This window comes from Lysinibacillus sp. HST-98, from assembly GCF_016757845.1.
Classification (GTDB): domain Bacteria; phylum Bacillota; class Bacilli; order Bacillales_A; family Planococcaceae; genus Lysinibacillus; species Lysinibacillus capsici.
Window position 1 is genome coordinate 257,090 of sequence record NZ_JAENHX010000001.1, and the last position, 18,379, is coordinate 275,468.

General features: G+C 36.7%; 18 protein-coding genes and 1 pseudogene. 5 read left to right on the forward strand and 14 right to left on the reverse strand.

Features of this window, described 5'->3' with window-relative positions; genetic code table 11:
- Window positions 1–244 precede the first annotated feature (244 nt).
- The 9 genes and pseudogenes from JIN86_RS01365 to JIN86_RS01405 all read right to left on the reverse strand — a co-directional run bounded on the left by JIN86_RS01365 (window position 245) and on the right by JIN86_RS01405 (window position 8,090).
- Window positions 245–723 (reverse strand): annotated as a pseudogene (locus JIN86_RS01365) (AAA family ATPase).
- A 3-nt stretch (window positions 724–726) separates the two neighbouring features.
- Window positions 727–1,995, reverse strand: coding sequence for an MFS transporter (locus JIN86_RS01370; RefSeq protein WP_202341093.1), 1,269 nt, complete (start codon window positions 1,993–1,995; stop codon window positions 727–729).
- A gap of 153 nt (window positions 1,996–2,148) precedes the next feature.
- Window positions 2,149–3,336: an MFS transporter gene (locus JIN86_RS01375; RefSeq protein ID WP_202341094.1), complete on the reverse strand. Its 1,188-nt coding sequence runs from the start codon at window positions 3,334–3,336 to the stop codon at window positions 2,149–2,151.
- A gap of 222 nt (window positions 3,337–3,558) precedes the next feature.
- A complete protein-coding gene (locus JIN86_RS01380) occupies window positions 3,559–4,428 on the reverse strand; it encodes a metal ABC transporter permease (RefSeq protein WP_202341095.1) in 870 nt (289 codons plus the stop codon).
- Window positions 4,425–5,297, reverse strand: a complete 873-nt coding sequence (locus JIN86_RS01385) for a metal ABC transporter permease (RefSeq protein WP_004230651.1) — start codon at window positions 5,295–5,297, stop codon at window positions 4,425–4,427. Before JIN86_RS01385 ends, JIN86_RS01380 begins: the two co-directional genes overlap by 4 nt.
- A gap of 11 nt (window positions 5,298–5,308) precedes the next feature.
- Window positions 5,309–6,037 carry a metal ABC transporter ATP-binding protein gene (locus tag JIN86_RS01390; protein WP_004230653.1) on the reverse strand — a complete coding sequence of 243 codons (729 nt, stop codon included), beginning with the start codon at window positions 6,035–6,037 and terminating at the stop codon, window positions 5,309–5,311.
- Window positions 6,038–6,046: 9 nt separating this feature from the next.
- Window positions 6,047–6,961, reverse strand: coding sequence for a metal ABC transporter solute-binding protein, Zn/Mn family (locus tag JIN86_RS01395; RefSeq protein ID WP_202341096.1), 915 nt, complete (start codon window positions 6,959–6,961; stop codon window positions 6,047–6,049).
- Window positions 6,962–7,113: 152 nt separating this feature from the next.
- Complete coding sequence (locus tag JIN86_RS01400) at window positions 7,114–7,275, reverse strand: hypothetical protein (protein ID WP_004230657.1); 162 nt, start codon at window positions 7,273–7,275, stop codon at window positions 7,114–7,116.
- Window positions 7,276–7,481: 206 nt separating this feature from the next.
- The gene (locus tag JIN86_RS01405; protein ID WP_202341097.1) at window positions 7,482–8,090 is read right to left on the reverse strand and encodes a TetR/AcrR family transcriptional regulator; all 609 of its coding nucleotides are present in this window, start codon (window positions 8,088–8,090) and stop codon (window positions 7,482–7,484) included.
- A 161-nt stretch (window positions 8,091–8,251) separates the two neighbouring features.
- Here JIN86_RS01405 and JIN86_RS01410 point away from each other — a divergent pair, with 161 nt between their 5' ends.
- On the forward strand, window positions 8,252–8,989 hold the full coding sequence (locus JIN86_RS01410; protein ID WP_004230659.1) for an SDR family NAD(P)-dependent oxidoreductase: 738 nt from the start codon (window positions 8,252–8,254) through the stop codon (window positions 8,987–8,989).
- 125 nt (window positions 8,990–9,114) lie between these two features.
- Window positions 9,115–10,143 (forward strand): S-layer homology domain-containing protein, encoded by a 1,029-nt coding sequence (locus tag JIN86_RS01415; RefSeq protein WP_202341098.1) that lies wholly within the window; start codon window positions 9,115–9,117, stop codon window positions 10,141–10,143.
- A gap of 22 nt (window positions 10,144–10,165) precedes the next feature.
- Here the strand turns inward: JIN86_RS01415 and JIN86_RS01420 are convergent, their stop codons facing one another.
- The 4 genes from JIN86_RS01420 to JIN86_RS01435 all read right to left on the reverse strand — a co-directional run bounded on the left by JIN86_RS01420 (window position 10,166) and on the right by JIN86_RS01435 (window position 13,584).
- Window positions 10,166–11,065, reverse strand: a complete 900-nt coding sequence (locus tag JIN86_RS01420) for a LysR family transcriptional regulator (protein WP_202341099.1) — start codon at window positions 11,063–11,065, stop codon at window positions 10,166–10,168.
- A 218-nt stretch (window positions 11,066–11,283) separates the two neighbouring features.
- Window positions 11,284–11,832 carry a flavodoxin family protein gene (locus tag JIN86_RS01425; RefSeq protein WP_004230668.1) on the reverse strand — a complete coding sequence of 183 codons (549 nt, stop codon included), beginning with the start codon at window positions 11,830–11,832 and terminating at the stop codon, window positions 11,284–11,286.
- A 185-nt stretch (window positions 11,833–12,017) separates the two neighbouring features.
- Window positions 12,018–12,620 carry a hypothetical protein gene (locus JIN86_RS01430; protein WP_004230670.1) on the reverse strand — a complete coding sequence of 201 codons (603 nt, stop codon included), beginning with the start codon at window positions 12,618–12,620 and terminating at the stop codon, window positions 12,018–12,020.
- A 253-nt stretch (window positions 12,621–12,873) separates the two neighbouring features.
- The gene (locus JIN86_RS01435) at window positions 12,874–13,584 is read right to left on the reverse strand and encodes a TspO/MBR family protein (protein WP_202341100.1); all 711 of its coding nucleotides are present in this window, start codon (window positions 13,582–13,584) and stop codon (window positions 12,874–12,876) included.
- A 353-nt stretch (window positions 13,585–13,937) separates the two neighbouring features.
- Here JIN86_RS01435 and JIN86_RS01440 point away from each other — a divergent pair, with 353 nt between their 5' ends.
- From JIN86_RS01440 to JIN86_RS23865, 3 genes are all read left to right on the forward strand, one after another.
- Window positions 13,938–14,837 carry a MerR family transcriptional regulator gene (locus JIN86_RS01440; protein ID WP_004230677.1) on the forward strand — a complete coding sequence of 300 codons (900 nt, stop codon included), beginning with the start codon at window positions 13,938–13,940 and terminating at the stop codon, window positions 14,835–14,837.
- Between the two features lie 394 nt (window positions 14,838–15,231).
- Window positions 15,232–16,803 carry a phytoene desaturase family protein gene (locus JIN86_RS01445; protein WP_202341101.1) on the forward strand — a complete coding sequence of 524 codons (1,572 nt, stop codon included), beginning with the start codon at window positions 15,232–15,234 and terminating at the stop codon, window positions 16,801–16,803.
- Window positions 16,804–16,860: 57 nt separating this feature from the next.
- Window positions 16,861–17,664 carry a methyl-accepting chemotaxis protein gene (locus JIN86_RS23865; protein ID WP_004230681.1) on the forward strand — a complete coding sequence of 268 codons (804 nt, stop codon included), beginning with the start codon at window positions 16,861–16,863 and terminating at the stop codon, window positions 17,662–17,664.
- Between the two features lie 121 nt (window positions 17,665–17,785).
- Here the strand turns inward: JIN86_RS23865 and JIN86_RS01455 are convergent, their stop codons facing one another.
- Window positions 17,786–18,322 (reverse strand): DUF6143 family protein, encoded by a 537-nt coding sequence (locus JIN86_RS01455; protein ID WP_202341102.1) that lies wholly within the window; start codon window positions 18,320–18,322, stop codon window positions 17,786–17,788.
- Between the last annotated feature and the right edge of the window lie 57 nt (window positions 18,323–18,379).

Below are 18,379 nucleotides of genomic sequence, written 5' to 3' on the forward strand. Positions count from 1 at the left end.
TCGCCATAAAAAGTAGTGAACACCTTTGTTTTATTTAATAAATTTTTCTAAAATGGAGGGCTACTTGAATCTTCTGGGATAGCGATACAGGTAAACCCCTAAACGGAGCTGTGTTCGCCAAAGAGGAAAGCAAGTAACCTGCACGGAAATCCATTTTTACCTTTTACAACAGCTCTATTGATGGTTTTGTTTTTCAACACTATGAAAAAAACTCACCCTAAGAAAGGGTAAGTTTTTGTTACTTCTATAGTTGCTTTACCATCAATTTTAATCGATCATCCTGTGACATCTCTTCCGTCAGCAGCGTTTCCACATCCACCCAAGATAATCATGCGGATTTCACCAAGCACGTAAAGAATCTTCCCCGAAGTCATTTTTTTTGGCGCTAGAATGATGACGAATAACGGTTTCCTCAAAAGATAAATCAAAATAATAAGTATTGGCCTTCTGATCATAGAAGTGGATTAAATCTTTTAACATAGCTCCATAACGACTGGTATACAATTCCTTCTACAATGACAACTTCACAACGACCTTTACCATCCTCTGCGATTTGCCGAATTAATTCAATAGAAAGATTGCCTTCTCGATCATGCACCTTTAACATATCACGTCGGACAACATCTTGCGCAATCAAAATGTACGATGTCCAAGATAATCCTGAAGTTTCTTTGCAATGGTCGTTTTCCCACTACCTGAATTTCCTCGGATAATAATTAGCATAGATTAAGCTGCTCTTCTAGACCAAATGACAACAGGAATCAATACTAACGACAATAGCCCTCCTGCTAGGGACAACACTGCATAGCTTGAATTCGCCACTACCATACCTGATAGCGCACCACCTGATGCACCTGCCAATGCCACAAAGACATCCATTTTCCCCTGTGTTTTTGCACGGGTAGAAGGCTCCGTCGCATCAACAATTTGAGCAGTTCCACTAATTAAGCCGAAGTTCCAACCTAATCCCAGTAAAGAAAGTGCCACAATGAGTAACACCATGGAATCGCTTGGTGCAAATGCAGCCACTACGCCCGCGAGCAGCAGCGTAACACCTGAAGCAATACTCATTGCCGTACGTCCGATTTTATCAACAAGCATACCTGTGACGAGTGATGGCAGATACATAGCACCTACATGAAACCCTATCACAATACCAACCTCAGCTAATCCATGTCCATGATGTTTCATATGTACAGGTGTCATTGTCATGATGGCCACCATGACAATTTGTGTCAGGACCATAACTGTTGCTCCTACCGCTAGGCCTCTTTTATTGCTTGATATAGGCATGGATGGTGTTTGATTTTCTTTGTTCATTTTTTGCTTATGTGCCTCTATGGCTTTCGCTATCTCTAGAGGGTCAGGACGCAACATAGTAAATAATACAAGCCCCGCCATAATAAAAGCCAAAGCAGATAATAGAAATGGACCCGCTAGAGCTGGAATACCGATAGACAGGGCAACTTTTCCCATCCATTCTACTAAATTTGGACCTAAAACAGCACCAAACGTGGTCATAAGCATGGTTGTACTGATTGCTGTAGCACGTTGCTTATTATTGGCTAAATCTGTCCCGGCATAGCGTGCCTGTAAATTAGTTGCCGTACCAGCTCCATAGATTAATAGAGAGGCAAACAATAACACAATACTATTCATTAAAGTAGCAAGGACTACACCTATTGCACCGAGTCCACCCACTATAAAACCTGTTGATAAGCCTATGCGGCGACCATAACGCTGTGATAGTTTTCCTACAATGAAAGCCGCGACCGCAGAGCCTAATGTAAATAATGCAGAGGGTACACCCGCATAGGCATCCGTTCCAAGCATTTGTTGTGCCAGTAGAGCGCCTACAGTAATACCCGCCGCAAGTCCAGCTCCACCAAAAATTTGGGATAAGCTAACAACTATCAGTACATGCCTATATAGGTTTTTTAGTTTTTCTGGTGACTCAATATAGGACACAATTGACTCTTGAGATTTTTCAACCATTTTTCAACCTTCTTTCTCTATGTATATCAAACAAGATTACTTGAATTAATGAAGAAGGAACCGTCTCCATCTAGACAGTTCCTTTCCTATGCTACCATCTTTTTATACCTCTATCGTATGCCCCAATTGGTGTCATGCATAAAGGACATGATATTAATGTGCATGCATAACGACATTCTTTTTCTTAGCGTAAAATAAGAAAGTAGTGGTTAAACTTAAGCTTATGATTCCGAAAACAAGTCCCATACCACTTAAACCAATTACATCTAGCATCATGCCTGTCGATAAAAGCACGATTTGAAAGACGACGGAATCAATCATGTTGCGGAATGAGAAAAAGCGTCCATGGAACTGTTTGGGTACTTGCTTTTGGAAGATTACCATTGTTGTTGGAAAAAAACAGCCAACTGAAAAGCCAAAAACGCCAAATGCCACTAAAGCGAAAAATGGAGTCTCTGCCAGTAATAATAGGAGCTCCATTGAGCCGATAATAAAGGCTAATGAAAAAAGCAGTGTACCCATTTGTACACGGTCAGCAATCATTTTCAAACCAGCTGCACCAAGCATAAATCCGATACCTTCCACCGTATACAATAATCCGGAAATTGTGGTAGATTGATGAATTTCAGCTATTTTCATAATTACTAAATTAAAAGAGCCTAAAAATAATGTAGGAATTAACATTAAGACAAGCGTCATCAAGACGACTGGATGCTCTTTGATCATCGGTAACACTTCTTTAAAATTCCCTTTTTCTTTGTTTGTCATCGTTTCAGTAGATGCTTCATCCAATTGCAATAAACTAGTAATGACAAACATGCCTAAATAGACAATAAATGAAATAATATATAACCATTTTAACTCAAAAAAACTGAGCATAAACCCGGCAGCGGCTGTACCGATGATCCTTGAAATGGTTCTCGCATTCATTTGCCAAGCATTTAATGTAATTAAATCCTGTTCCTTCGCAATCATGGGAATAATAGATTGCAAGGCAGGCATATAAAATGCTGCTGCTATCTGCAGTGTGATTAAAAATAGAATCATCCAAATGACCGAATTAGTATAAAGTGCCATAAACATAAATAAAACACTGATGATGCGTCCAATACTCGCCAACTGGACAACCGTTTTTTTCTTCGATTGGTCAATGATACGCCCTGCCATTGGACCAACGACTAAGCCTGCTAAAATACCACAAGAAATAATTAATGATTTGTGAAAGTCAGAAGGTACTACCTCTTGCATAAAGGCTAAATTGCCAATAATGCCAGCCCATAAGCCGAGACCTACGACAAATTCACCTAATAAAATAATCCATACGTTTCGATTTCTCCACATGCTGTTCTCCTTGTTGCTATCATAAAATTTATCGTAACAAAATTTTAAATATTCGTACATAAAAATATAGAAAAATTTGCTAGATGCTATGCTACACTTTCTCTTTCTAGTTTATCTTAACGAGTATACTATTTTTCCTAGAAGGCGTACTCATTCAAAAGTTTGAACTTGCCCCCAATAGAAAAAACATCGTTTGATGAGCGTATCAAACGATGTTTTTCGTTAAGAGGTTTCTAGTTTATGAACAAGTGCTTTCTTTCTACGCTCAACGATTTTTTGACAGATGAACGTCATGATAAAAATGAAGCCGACTGTTGTCGCCATCATACCTGCTATAGAGGTATCCCAGAATTTCGCTAAATAATAGCCAATGACGGAAGCAGCAGCTCCAAAGAGCATACTATAGACAAACATTTGCTTAATCGTCTTGCTGATTAAATAGGAAGTTGCAGCTGGTCCAATTAACATGGCAACCACTAAAATGGCCCCTACACTATCAAAAGCTGCCACTGTTGTAAACGAAATCGATGTCATAAAGCCATAATGAAGAAAGACAACAGGAATGCCAATGGTTGCTGCATACACAGGGTCAAACGTCGCAAGCTTCATTTCTTTAAAGAATAGAAGTAGGAACCCAATATTAATGACGAGGACGAGCAAGAGCATCCATACTGCCTTAGGCATTGCCAGCCCAAGCAATGTCCATTGATCCCAAGGAACAAAAGCAATTTCTCCCATTAAAACATGCTCAACATCTAAGTGCACATTGCCTGCAAATAAGGTGATAAGGAGAACACCTGCTGCAAATAGAGATGTAAACACTACGCCTATCGCTGCGTCTTCTTGAATACCAGAAGAATGTAATAATTGCACAAGATAGGCTGTTAAAATCCCTGCAAACGCAGCACCTACCAACATCCAAAAGCCATTCAACGTTTGGGTAATAAGGTAAGCCATCACAATGCCAAAGAGCACTGTATGACTGATCGCATCTGCAATCATGGACATTCTACGCAAGATGAGGAAGACACCTGCAATTCCACAAGTTATCCCAACTAAGAGTCCCGTGAATACAACCCAAAATTCGATCATCTTACATCACCCTGCTTTCGAAATTGCATTTTCCTACGATATTTACTAATTTGACCAGTTGGACTTATAAAATACGAAATAAAGAATATACCTGCTGCCACTAAGACAATTATCGGACCCGTCGATAACCCTGTTCGAATTGCACTAATAAAGGTTCCAGTTATGCCAGCGATACCTCCAATCGCAGCACTTAAAATGAGCATTGTGCTCAATTTTTTTGTCCATAGCTTGGCACTGGCAGCAGGAATAATTAATAGAGCTGACATTAAAATAACGCCAACAGCTTGTATACCTGTAACAATTGTCATAACAATTAAAACCGTTAATGTTGCCTTTAAAGCCTCTATCGGTAAGCCAATCCCTTTTGCATAAACAGGATCAAAGATCAGTAGCTTCCATTCCTTATAAAGCAAGAGACTAACTACAATAATGATGGTTGCACTAATAAAGAGCCACATTAAATCTGCCTTGGTCATCGTCGCTGCTTTACCGAAGATAAAATTATTCAGACCGCTCTGATTCCCCAGTGGGCTACGGTTGACCACTGTTAAAAATACAACACCCACACCAAAAAATACAGTGAGGACTAATCCAATGGCAGCGTCAGCCTTCATTTTTGAAAATGACACAATCCATTGAATACAATACACAGATAATGCAGATGTAATGCCCGCTCCTAGCATTAAAATCGGCAATTCCTTTTGACCTGTTAGCAGGAACGCAAGGGCAATGCCTGGTAATGCTGCATGCGCAGCAGCATCCCCAACTAGACTTTGTTTTTGTAAGAAGGAGAACGTGCCTGTGATGCCTGCTGCAATGCCAAGTAACATCGTTCCACTCAGTACCCACAATAAGTTACCGCTTAACATTATGTCCCTCCTTACACATGCTGCATCATGAAAAGTTTACCACCATATGTTTTTTGTAATTGCTCTGGTGTAAAAACATCTTCTGTTGCGCCTGATGCTAAAATCGTTTTGTTTAATAGAATCGTATAGTCAAAATATTCTTTAACGGTTTGAAGATCGTGATGCACAACAAAAATACTTTTTCCCTGTGCCTTTAAATCCTTTAAAATATCAATAATCGTTTTTTCTGTCGCAGCATCTACTCCTGCAAATGGTTCATCTAAAAAATAGATATCTGCATTTTGTGCAAGGGCTCTAGCCAGGAATACACGCTGTTGCTGACCTCCTGAAAGCTGCCCGATGGAACGCTCTGCAAAATCCTGCATCCCAACACTTGCTAAAGCTTGTCGAGCAACAATTTTATCCTGCCTAGACGGTCTTTTAAATAAACCTGTATGGCCATAACGCCCCATGAGCACCACATCCAACGCATTTGTTGGGAAATCCCAATCCACCGCATTACGCTGAGGCACATAGCCTACTACTAAACTCTTTGGTTCAAACACCTTCCCTAAAATTTCTACCTTTCCTACTTTATTGGGAAGCTGATTTAAAATGGCCTTTAAAAATGTGGATTTCCCTGCACCATTTGGGCCAATAATGGCAGCTAGATGACCTGTAGGCACTGTTACACAGGCATTTTCTAATACTGTTTTTTTATCATACGCCACTGATAGATTTTCCACTGTTAATGCATACATATTCTTCACCTACTTTAATGCATCGACGATCGTGTCGATGTTATGTTGATACATACCTACATACGTACCTTCTGTTGTTCCTTCAGCTCCCATCGCATCGGAGAATAATTCTCCACCGATGACAATGTCGTGGCCTTTCTCCTTAGCCCCTTCAATAACAGCTTTCATCGCCTTATCGGACACACTGGATTCTATAAAAAGAGCCTTAATCTTATTTTCTACTAAGAAATTAACCATCTCCTGAACATCTTTCACTCCATACTCTGAATCCGTACTCAGCCCTTGCAAGCCACGTACTTCAAATCCCTGACTTCTGCCAAAATAATTGAATGCATCATGAGCCGTTACTAATATTCTTTGTTGTTGTGGTATTTCATTCACCCGCTTTTCTGCGTAGCTTTGTAAATCATCCAGCTTTTTCAAGTAAGCTGCTTCATTTGTTTGAAAATCTGCTTTAAATTCAGGGTATTCTTCCTGAAGCTGTGTACTGATTGCCTTGACAACACCTTTCCAAAGCTCAATATCAAACCAAATATGTGGATCATGAAGCATGGCATCCGTATCACTGGCAAGCAGTTGCTTTTCATCTAATGTCTCGCCCACTGCCAAGACCGTTTTATCCTTCGCCATTTGTTCAAATATATCGAGCATTTGTCCTTCTAAATGTAAGCCATTATAAAAAATGACTTCTGCTTTATCCAATTTTGATAAATCACTTTGAGTCGCCTTGTAGAGATGGGGATCTACACCTGGACCCATCAATGCTGATACCTGTAAATGATCACCACTGATTTCTTTTATCGCATCTGCAATTTGTCCAGTGGTTGCAACCACAACGCCTTCTTTTTCACCCTCTGTTTCTGCTGAACAGCCTAATAATAGAAATGAGAGTGATAATACCACCACACCTAACCATTGTTTCATTTTCCTACCTCAACTTTCTCTTTATTAAGCAATTGTTTGAAAAAAGTGCCTAAACTACGAAGTAACCAATTGGCGGACAAGCCGTAAATTGTTTGTCATGCCCGCCCTAGTCGTATTTAACGCCAATATCCCAACTTTTTCCACACAATACCTTAATTTATATTCATTTTCCTGATAAGCTGGCGCCAGCTCATCCAGAAAAGGATTAACATCATACCTGCGCCTACTGAATCGGTCAGTTTCCATACGATTGCTAAAATAATTAAAATGGCCATTGGAAGAATCGTCAGCTTGAAATCACCTAAATCTTTCATTCACGCACTCTTCTTTCTTTGGAGATATTTTGTTTCCCTTAGGAAAAATATATGCTTAATACAAATAAAATTCAACTACTTTATAAAAATTTCTTTTAAAAAATTTTTTTCTTACACAAAAATTAGTTTAGCCCAAACAAAAAAACCTCTAATGCAGACATTAGAGATTCTTTTATAAAAATACATAAATTTATGTTAATATACTTTCATTCTTCTTTTTCCAGCGGCTTTCCTATAAATTCAAATGCATAAATATGTGTTTTCGTTAATTCAATAATGTCCTTGATTAAAGCTTCTTCTGATTTTTCATAACCGCTTGCAATCCATTGCATCATCAATCCATAAAAGCCGTAGGAAGTATAATGCTTGAACATGTTCATGTTGACAGGCTGCTGATTGATCGTCTCAAATTTAAATTGCTCTTGATAAATTTTTGTGATCGTTAACGGCATACGGGTGTGCAACCCAGGAATCGTATCTTCCACATTCAGCAGCTCGAAAAACAGACGGTGGTTATAAATGTAATGAATAATATTAAAGGATGGTGCTTTCAATTTTGTCGTATATACCTTTTCACCATATAGGTAGGGTTCACCTACTGCCACTTCCAGACCATTCAGCATTTGTTCTAGTAAATTCTCTGCTAGTTCAAATTTATCTTGAAAATGCACATAAAAGGTACTACGGTTATAGCCCGCTCGTTCTACAATATCCTTCACTGTAATGGCTTGAAAACCATGCTGTTTCATTAACTCGACAAACGCTTCATAAAAATGACGGCGGGTTCTTTCTTGTCTTTGAGTCCATTTTGGCAATTTTACTTCCCCCTTTTAGACATTTCAGGCACATATGTCTACTAGTTAGATATTTACTACGACATTAATGATTGTTTCCGTTTTCAGGCGTTTTACAATAAAAGTACACCGTGATTTACACAGTGTGCAAGAAAAAAGATTGTTTAAGGGAGTTGTCATGTATGAGGAAATTACAAGATAAAGTCGCAATTATCACAGGTGGTGCTTCTGGTATCGGTGCTGCAACAGCCCAATTATTTGTAGCAGAGGGAGCAAAAGTCGTGCTTGTAGACCTAAACGAGGAAAAAGGCCAAGCATTTGCAGCTGAACTACAGGCAACAGGCGCAGAAGCCATGTTTATCAAAGCAAACGTAACGGATGAACAGGAAGTAGCAGCTATTTATCAAACAACTATTGAGGCATTTGGCAAAGTCGATGTCCTTTTTAATAATGCAGGGATTGGTCGTGTTACGCCAACTGAGGAGCTTCCTTATACAGAATGGCGTCAAACTGTAAATGTAGACTTAGATGGTGTATTTTTAATGGCGCAGGCTGCCATCAAAGAAATGCTAAAAGCGAATGGTGGTACAATCGTTAATACAGCTTCGATGTATGGTTGGGTTGGCTCGCCAGGATCAGCTGCTTATAATGCAGCAAAAGGAGGCGTGATTAATTTAACACGTTCATTAGCATTGGAATTTGCTACGCGAGGGATTCGTGTCAATGCGCTATGTCCGGGCTTTATTGATACACCAATTATCCCAGAAGAAAGTAAGGAGCCATTACGTCAGATCACTCCTATGCAACGACTAGGACAACCAGAGGAAATGGCGAAAGCTGTTTTATTTATGGCATGTGATGATTCGACGTTTATGACAGGGAACACATTAACAGTAGATGGTGGCTACACAGCCCAATAACGACGTTTAAAATAATCGCTTCCCGACAATGGACAGCGATTATTTTTTCACTAGAAAAATTTGCAGTTTTTATCCATTTCCTGCAAACTATTACTAAAGCGAGCAAGAAAGGATGAAGACAACAAATGAAAAAATTAATAGGTACATTATTATTTTCTATTCTGATTATAGCTAGTGCAGGCAATGTACAAGCTGCTGGCTTTCGGGATGTATCAAAGGATCATTATGCCTATGAAGCTATTTTATGGGCAGAAGAATATGATATTGTTAATGGCTTTACAGACGGTACATTTAAACCGAATGCTACCATTACTGAACAGCAATTAGCAAAATTATTAGCCAATTTTTATGAGCTCGAAACGCCCATGGACGAATTAAAAAAGCAAACTCCTTCGGCAAACTGGTCGGATGATTTCTATAACCAGCTCGCAAGCTATGGGGTGCCTTTAAATGGCTATTTTGACAACCGAATCCGAGCGGCTACTGTGAAGCGTGGTGTAGTGGCACAGGCTATTGCTCATTTAGCTAGCGGTAAGAAGGGCTTAAATCAATCTATTCAATTTTTACTTGATACCTATATTTCTTCTGGGCTAAATCCACAGTATGAAGAGCGTAATTTACAAAAGTTTTATGGCGTGACAAGCAACATGACCCGTGCGCAAGTTGTCACGATGCTCTATCGTATGGATGAACGAAATTATTATGAAATTTCAGCAGATGCACAAGCCATTCATGAGAATGCCAACAACGTATCTTTAAATAATAGGGCAAAAAATGCTCAAAATCAGCTCGACAAATCATTACAGCAGGCTACTCCTAGTAAAAGCGCATGGGAAGGTGTGTATACCTATTACTATAAATGGGGTAAGGGTACAAATGAGTTTAACCGCCGTGATGCGATAATCTCCAATGCCACAAACAAGAGCTTTTCTATTGCTTTAACAGCGAATGATGGCACTGCTTCAGGTAGTGTAAACGGCACAGCCACAATCACAAGCAATACGAAAGCCCTTATGAATACATCCTCGAATGGCAATCGTTGTGTTGTCGAGTTTGAACGTTTATCCAATAATGCCTTAAAGGTGTCCGAGATTGATTGTCATGCTGAACGTAATGAAGGCACCAATTTTTCGGGTACCCTCAAGCAGCAATAATTTGTAAAAGAGTCTGATTCATTCAGGCTCTTTTTTCATCCTTAAAAGCTTCATAGCTATGTTTGGCGATGGCAATAAAATCTTCGAGACAAGGATGCATATGCTTATCTTTATGCCATGCAATATCTGTATAAATCGGCGCTAAATCAACTGTGGATGGTACTTCCATTAATTGCCCGCTTTCCAGCTCTTTCTCTACAACCATTTTAGGTAAAAATGTAATTCCTAACCCTGCCATCACACATTGCTTGATCGCTTCAATACTGGCAAATTCAATCATTTGTAAGGGCTTGACACCCTCTTGCTGTAGCTGTGCCTCTAAATGATTACGATAGGAGCACCCTGTTTCTGTTAACAGCATCGTTTCAGTTGATATTTGTTGAGCCGATAGAGGCTGACTAATTTCTTTGGCGGCACTCACAAAAACAAGCTGTTCCTGAATCAATCGCTCTCGCTTGAGCATGGCAGTTTCCTGATAAATGTCCGTTATCAATGCAATATCAAGTTTACCAGCTTGTAATAAATCCTTTGCAATAGCTGTTGTATGAACTGGCTTAAAAATGATTTTCACTTGCGGGTGTGCTTGTTGAAATTGCTGTAAAATAATTGGTAGTCGATAGACACACTGACTTTCTTGAGCCCCAATTTTTAAGACGATTTGTTCGGGCTCAGTGGACATAGCTTTTTTCAAATCACGATCTAGCTCTAGCATTTTTTTAGCATACTGTTGTAGACGGTTACCCTCTTCTGTCAGGACAATACGTTTTCCTAGGCGCTCAAAAAGAATAACACCCAATTCCTGCTCTAATGTTTTAATTTGGGCAGTGATACTTGATTGAGCGTAGTCAAGAAGCTGTGCTGTCTGAGTAAAGCTTAAGGTCTCAGCTGCTGTTAAAAACGTCTGAAGTTGCTTCATATCCATTCACTCAAACCCCTTTAATTCAATTTTACCGAAACATTCATCTTTATCGATAGTAAATTTCAGTTTACACTAGTTAGTAGCTAAGTGACAGGGACACAGGCTTGCGAACAAAGCAATCGTGAAACGATGGAGCCAAGCCTGTTGCCATTCAAATTTAAATAAAAAAACTTATTTGGGTCATAATAGTTTCCAAATAAGTCTTTTGATCCTGCTATTAATTACTCGTTCCCTGCTAATTCTTTTTTTAGAAGATTAGCTGCAGATAACACTTTTAAATCTTGTAGAATGTCGCCTGGCTTGTTTCCTTGTCCTACAATATAAGCTTCAAATTTTGTCCCAATAAAGTCAAATATATATTGAAATTGCTGAATCATGGGTAACCCTTTTATATAGGGCTCATCTCCACCAACTGCAATGACATATGCTTTTTTAGAAGACATCAGGGCCTTAAAATCAGGATAATCTGGATCCCTTAAAGTTTGCGACCATCGATCAATAAAATTCTTCATTATTCCTGTCATGCTATACCAATAAATAGGCGTAGAAAAAATAAGAATATCATGCGGAAGTATGCGGTCAATGATGGCGTTATAATCATCGTTAATATTAGAAAAGCCCTCCTCAGTATGACGCTTATCCATGATCGGCTGAATTAAAAATTCCTTTAAATAAATTTCCTCTACCATTAGGCCTTGAGTAACTAATTTTGTTAATGTCTCTACATTCCCATCAGGACGATTTCCACCGTAAATAACTGCTATTGACATTTAGTATCCCTACTTCCTTAAAGTTTTAACTAGTGTCCCCGTATATCAATAGCTTATTATGATTTCACAAATCGATAAAGATGATTATTTCGATAAAATAAATCGAAAAATTCGATTACAATTAGCATGTATACTTTTAAAATATGTTCAATTAAACTAGGATAAAAAATGAAATCAATAGTTAGTTATAACCCCTCTAAATTATCCAACAAACTATACCCATATTTAGCAAATTGTTGTTTGACTTGGTTAATACAATATTCAATTCGTTTCTTTTTTTCTTCTTCAGAATATCCTATTGGGTTTTTTACACAAGCACCCAAATCAATCCATTTCAAAGTGCTATTTACCGTATCCCAGTATATATGTTCAAATTTAAAATCAAAATCATATCTGTCTACATTCATCATATCTTTTTTTGCTTCAATCATTTTCAAAACAATTTCTTTTAATTCGTTGTTAGTTATGCCTTCTTTTAAAACCTGTGATAAAGTTTTACCATTCACTTTTTCTAAAAATAAAAACTCCCTTTTTTTATATGCATAAATTTTAGGAAAATAAGGACTACTGTTTAACTCTAACAATGCGTAAATATCGTTATCCCCTTTTCCTTCAGATAAAAATTTTTTCAATATAATTCCTTTGTTTTTCATTTCATAAACAATTGACCGTTTTCGATGTAATTGAATGATTTCAACTTCTTTACTCAATATAAGATTATATTCATATAAATAAATAGATTCTTTAGTCTCTTCTGGTAGATCATAAAAATAATTTGTGACAAGCAAAACTTGATTACTCCTTTCATCATAAGAAGATTCGACAAAAAGAGCTTATTCCCTTTATATTTCCATTATTTCTACATTCAAAAAAGTGAATACATTTTAATCATTGGATAAGAAGAATTGGATGAAAGGTCACCTAACTTTACAAAAAACCCAAACTACACAGAAGCTCATAACACTTCATTAGTTTGGGTTTCTTTATAAATAAATTTTCTTTTCAAAGCACGCTTTCTATCAAATATTATAGATACTTTAACTATATTCTTTTAGGCCTTCCAATGAAAATCCAAATTACCAGGAACAAACTATATATAAATGGCATATAGAAAATACTCCCTGCATCTGCTCCATTCTTGATAGCGATTCCTATAAAAGCCCAAATAATTACTAATGGAAAAAATACATCTTGCTTATAAACACGTATAAAAGTAGCTAGCACAGTCGCAAGAATAAGTAATAACTGTGCCCATATTTCCTCCGAGAGCCCAAACCCATCCCACTCATAATATTTAAGCACAAAGCTAATATTAGCCATCAACGCCACACTAATCCACCCTAGATATACAGAAAATGGAAGCCTCCCTGAAAAACGATTATCCTCTTTCGGGTAACTTACATACAGAAAAATTATATGAACCAATAAGCCGACCATAATAACAATGGACGTTATAAACAATTCATAATGCCAGCTCAACAACCATGCGATATTTAATAATGCAGTGATTACAAAGAGACCAAGCTTGCTATTTATACGATTAGTAGTTGAAGATCGAAATTGTTGTACAAGCCAAATGAATAATAAAAAATAAATCAAGCCCCAAATACTAAAAACATAACCCGCTGGAATAAACAATACATCTACCTGATTAGAAATTTCACCTGTCTTTTTCCCATTAATCCCCACCGTGCTAGCTAGTCCATTAATAATAACCATGGCGAAATAACTTATGAGTGCAAGCCATTTCATGTTCTTTCCCCCTCTCATTTACATCATCTAATTCAATATATTCATTACCCATTCCGACTTATAATTACTCCGCTTACATAACATGAATAAATTATTTAAAGCCATTAGCTTATCTATAAAATCGTATAGCCTACTCATTATGGTATGGAAGAAAAAACCAACAAATTGTCTCATTAAATTCCCCACCCTTATTTCCTTTTTATTCAATATTCAACCACTATAGTTATACAATTGTTGTACAACTTTTAAATATCTATATTATAATATGAAAAGTTGTAAGGTTTCGGAAAGCACTACGGCACACAAATACTCACAATCATGAATGTTACTAGCTATAGAAAGGCAGGGAAATAATGACACCAACAGATTGGCAATATAATATTACGCAGGTATCTGAAATCACAGGGCTATCCAAACAAGTGATACGTAAATGGGAAGAGCGCTACCAACTTGTTCATCCAAAAAGATTAGAAAATGGACACCGTGTTTATAGTGAAGAGGATGTGCAGCTATATTTAAAAGTACTTAGCCTTTCAAACCAAGGCTATTCTATAAAACAAGCAGTGACAATTGTACTTAGCAATCAAAATGTTTTAGAGGCAGTTACCCCCACAGTGTTGACCATAAGCGACAATGTAGATCATTTCTGTAATCTTTTATTGGAAGAAGGAAGACTTTGCAATGAAGTAGAACTAAATCGACTCCTGCAACAAGCAAATCATTCATTAGGATTAGCAAAATTTCTATCTCATGTGATTATTCCTTTCTTACAAGAGGTAGGAAGATTATGGGAAAAACAGGTATGGACCGAGTATCAAGAATCTGTTACTACAATGATTGTTAGAGATTATTTAGTACAATTAAGACGGAATTACCACTCTAAAGAGGATGCACCACTAATAATGGGCGCATGCTTACCAGGGGAGCATCATGAAGTTCAACTTCATATTTTATTGTTGCAAGCAATGATGACTGGTTGGCGATCATTCCTTGTTGGCAGTTCTCCAGCTGTTGGGGCAATTGAATCTTTAATCATACATTTTAAACCAAAGGTGGTTCTATTATCTGCTATGACTACAAGGCCATTTGAGTTATACCCTACTAGCATTCAGCAATTAGATGACTTCGCTGCAAAACATCCCTCTATTCGATTTTATATGGGGGGTGCTGGCTCTGAAGAGTATTTAAAAACACATTCCTTACATTCTATTGCTATTGCCAGTACTATTGATGAAGTTATAAATAACTTATAAACTCTCACTCTAAATAACATTTATTTTTAGTAGGAGTTTAACGTTTTGGTTAGAACTAGTACTATAAGCAAAAGTTAAAAAGTTTATTAATACTGCTATCCCTGTTTAAATAAGGCATTGCTCTTACAATCTATTTTATTGAGAAGTTCAACGAGAATATCATGGATGAAAGCATTGGTTACACATGCTTTTGTCTATGATTTTTTTTGCACGCAATAGCCATAAAATAATTTTTTAAATTTCAAGAATATATAGTTTGCACATTTTTGTACACTAATTGTATAATCATTGTATAACTTTTGTACAATCAATAAATATTTTTATCTATTTATAAATCATGACTCAATACAGGTAGTGTGATAAGACTAAATAGCAGATACGGAGGTTTTTCACAATGAAAAAGGAGATTATTGTTATAGGAGCTGGTCCAGGTGGTTTAGCGTCGGCAATGCTGCTTAGCGCTAAAGGATTTAATGTCAAAGTTTACGAGAAACAACCCTATATTGGTGGTAGAACAAGTGAAATAAAGCTAGGAGAATATAAATTTGATATGGGCCCCACATTTTTAAATATGTTTTATATTATTGAAGAAATATTCGAGCTTGCCGGTAAAAATATACATAATTATATAGATCTAGTAAACCTAGATCCAATGTATGAATTAATTTTTCACGATAAGCGCATTAAAATGACTCGTGATCGTGAGGAAATGACTCGTCAAATAAATGAACTATTTCCAGGCAATGAGGGCTCTTTTGAAAAATATATGAAGGAAACTAATCACAAATTAGAAGCGTTAGTACCTGTATTGCAAGCAAGCATGAATCGTTATACAGATTTACTACAACCAAAAGTTTTAAAGGCATTGGGTGAGCTTGAAATCGGTAGATCTTTAATCGATACGCTTTCACGATTTTACAAGCAAGAGGAATTACAACTTGCCTTTACTTTCCAAGCAAAATACTTAGGCATGTCTCCGTGGGAAAGTCCTGGTGCATTTTCCATTCTATCTTTTATTGAGCATGCTTATGGTGTTTACCACATTACAGGTGGCATTAATAAGTTAACACAGGCAATGGCAAAGGTTGTACGAGAAAATGGTGGCGAGATCTACACGAACTGTGGCGTTTCAAAGCTCTGGTTGGATGGTCGAAAGGTAAAGGGTGTCATTTTAGATAATGGCGAAAAAATAGCATCGAATGAAGTAATAATAAATAGTGATTTTGGTCATGCGATGACTCATTTAGTCGAGCCTGGTGTTCTTAAAAAATACACTAAAGAAAAGTTAGAGAAGAAAAAATACTCTTGCTCTACTTTTATGCTTTATCTAGGTGTCAATAAAAAATTTGATTTGCCCCATCATACGATTTGGTTTGCAAAAAATTACCGAAAAAATGTTGAAGAAATTACTAACCATAAATTGTTGTCGGATGATCCATCTATCTACATTCAAAATGCAGTTGTAACAGATCCAACAGTTGCCCCACAAGGGAAATCAACGCTATATGTATTAGCACCAGTACCTAATAATTTCAGTCATATTGAGTGGGATACCTGTGAACAAGATTATCGTAACATGCTAATTGGGTTAATTGAGGACAAACTTGGCATTGAAAATCTAGAGCAATACATTGAAGAAGAACACATAATTTCACCGAAAAATTGGGAAGAGAATTTAGGTGTATATAAAGGAGCAACTTTTAACCTAGGTCATCAGCTTACACAGATGCTGACATTCCGCCCTCACAATAAATTTGAAGAATTAAAAAATAGCTGGTTAGTTGGCGGTGGTACACATCCAGGAAGTGGTTTACCGATTATATTGGAGTCTGCCCGCATTACTTCTAATGGAATTCTACAAAAGCATGGTCTAGCACAATTTGCAGTGAAACCTTTACCTAAAATAGATCTCTTTAATACGGAACTCCATAACAAACCTAGTGAAAAAGTAATGTTGCATATCTAATAATCATTAAGTATGAACTAAATTTAGCTTAGCTACCTAATATAAGGATTTGAAAATATGAATATTCAGACAAAACATATGAATGAAAATGCAATTGTAGATTCAATGAAAAAAAATTTAGCCCTCGTAGAGTTTAACTTGAATAGAAAAGTGATTTGGGCTAATAAAAAATTTGCAGAGGTTCTAGGATATCAGGTGGATGAAGTTATTGGGATGGGTCATGAAAAGTTTTGTAAACCGGATTTTATACAAAGCCCAGACTATCATCTCCTATGGCAAGGTTTATTAAATGGAGAAAAATATGAAGGAAAAATTGAAAGAATAAGTAAAATGAACGATTCTATATGGCTTGAAGCAACTTACCTCCCCATTTTCAATGACAATAATAAGGTAAGTTCCATATTAAAAATTTCAACAGATATTACAAATCGAGAATTCAATACTTTAGAGATTATTGCTAAACTAAAAAGTATGCCTCAGGAGTTAGTAGAAATTGTTGTATCCAATTCAGAAGAAAACATAAAAGCCGTAGCATCACTTGCCAAAGAAGTTGACGCAATTAGAGATACTGTAAAAGTGATTCATACTATCGCTAAACAAACAAATGTCCTAGCACTGAATGCCGCAATAGAGGCTGCACGTGTTGGTGAAAAAGGTCGCGGATTTAAAGTCGTAGCAGAAGAGGTACGAAAATTAGCACTGAATGTTGATAATGCACTTCGAAATATCGAATATAATGTAATGACTATAGAAAGTGATACGGAAAAGGTCGATAATATTACACATGATTTGAAGAAAGTTGTAACAGAAACTCACAATGAATTTAATAAAGCCATTGATAGATTCGAAAAAATGCTTTAACCAGTCAATAATACAGCAGCTAAAGTTCTCAATAGATATTTGAGAGCTTTAGCTTCTTTTTTCTAACTAATTGATATCGATATCCCTATAAATTATATTCTACTACCAATATCCTTATTATTTAATGGTACTTTTTCATTTTTTCAAACCACCCAAATGCTATTTCAGCCTCTATACATTCATTGTCCTGTGTAACTAAAAAAATTACAAATGATTCACCAGATGGAAAAATAAATTTTCCATCTTCATCGCTTACTAAAGTACTTTGTGGTGGAACAATTCGTTTAAAAGCATTTACTCCTTTATAGGGGTGCCCTTCAACAAGTTCAGCAAATTCAATTTTAACGTCTGGATTTGGTGGTGGATAAATGGCTGTATTTGTAGGCGTTACATTTTTAGAAATCATTGAATCCCCAGGAGGTATGGCATTAAACCAAATTTCAGCTAGAATAGGTTTTTTAGAAAAATTAGTAATGGTAAACGCATTTACAAACAAATCCACATTAGAATATTTAGGATTACTTAAGCTTCCCCACGCATTTCTTCCTTTTTGTAAGGTAATTAACTCGGTTTGCCCAACAAAATATTGACCTAATAAGGATTCATATAAAGGCGTAGGAATACTAACTACTTTCATAAATCGATCATTATTTTTCATTGTCAATCTCACCCCCTTTTATATATTAATGTATGTATTTTTAGTAGTGATGTTTAG

Bases quoted from the DNA above. Each gene is read 5' to 3' on its own strand.
- JIN86_RS01370 (WP_202341093.1), bottom strand. From the start codon at position 1,995: ATGGTTGAAAAATCTCAAGAGTCAATTGTGTCCTATATTGAGTCACCA.
- JIN86_RS01375 (WP_202341094.1), bottom strand. From the start codon at position 3,336: ATGTGGAGAAATCGAAACGTATGGATTATTTTATTAGGTGAATTTGTC.
- JIN86_RS01380 (WP_202341095.1), bottom strand. From the start codon at position 4,428: ATGATCGAATTTTGGGTTGTATTCACGGGACTCTTAGTTGGGATAACT.
- JIN86_RS01385 (WP_004230651.1), bottom strand. From the start codon at position 5,297: ATGTTAAGCGGTAACTTATTGTGGGTACTGAGTGGAACGATGTTACTT.
- JIN86_RS01390 (WP_004230653.1), bottom strand. From the start codon at position 6,037: ATGTATGCATTAACAGTGGAAAATCTATCAGTGGCGTATGATAAAAAA.
- JIN86_RS01395 (WP_202341096.1), bottom strand. From the start codon at position 6,961: ATGAAACAATGGTTAGGTGTGGTGGTATTATCACTCTCATTTCTATTA.
- JIN86_RS01400 (WP_004230657.1), bottom strand. From the start codon at position 7,275: ATGAAAGATTTAGGTGATTTCAAGCTGACGATTCTTCCAATGGCCATT.
- JIN86_RS01410 (WP_004230659.1), top strand. From the start codon at position 8,252: ATGAGGAAATTACAAGATAAAGTCGCAATTATCACAGGTGGTGCTTCT.
- JIN86_RS01415 (WP_202341098.1), top strand. From the start codon at position 9,115: ATGAAAAAATTAATAGGTACATTATTATTTTCTATTCTGATTATAGCT.
- JIN86_RS01420 (WP_202341099.1), bottom strand. From the start codon at position 11,065: ATGGATATGAAGCAACTTCAGACGTTTTTAACAGCAGCTGAGACCTTA.
- JIN86_RS01425 (WP_004230668.1), bottom strand. From the start codon at position 11,832: ATGTCAATAGCAGTTATTTACGGTGGAAATCGTCCTGATGGGAATGTA.
- JIN86_RS01435 (WP_202341100.1), bottom strand. From the start codon at position 13,584: ATGAAATGGCTTGCACTCATAAGTTATTTCGCCATGGTTATTATTAAT.
- JIN86_RS01440 (WP_004230677.1), top strand. From the start codon at position 13,938: ATGACACCAACAGATTGGCAATATAATATTACGCAGGTATCTGAAATC.
- JIN86_RS01445 (WP_202341101.1), top strand. From the start codon at position 15,232: ATGAAAAAGGAGATTATTGTTATAGGAGCTGGTCCAGGTGGTTTAGCG.
- JIN86_RS23865 (WP_004230681.1), top strand. From the start codon at position 16,861: ATGAATATTCAGACAAAACATATGAATGAAAATGCAATTGTAGATTCA.
- JIN86_RS01455 (WP_202341102.1), bottom strand. From the start codon at position 18,322: ATGAAAAATAATGATCGATTTATGAAAGTAGTTAGTATTCCTACGCCT.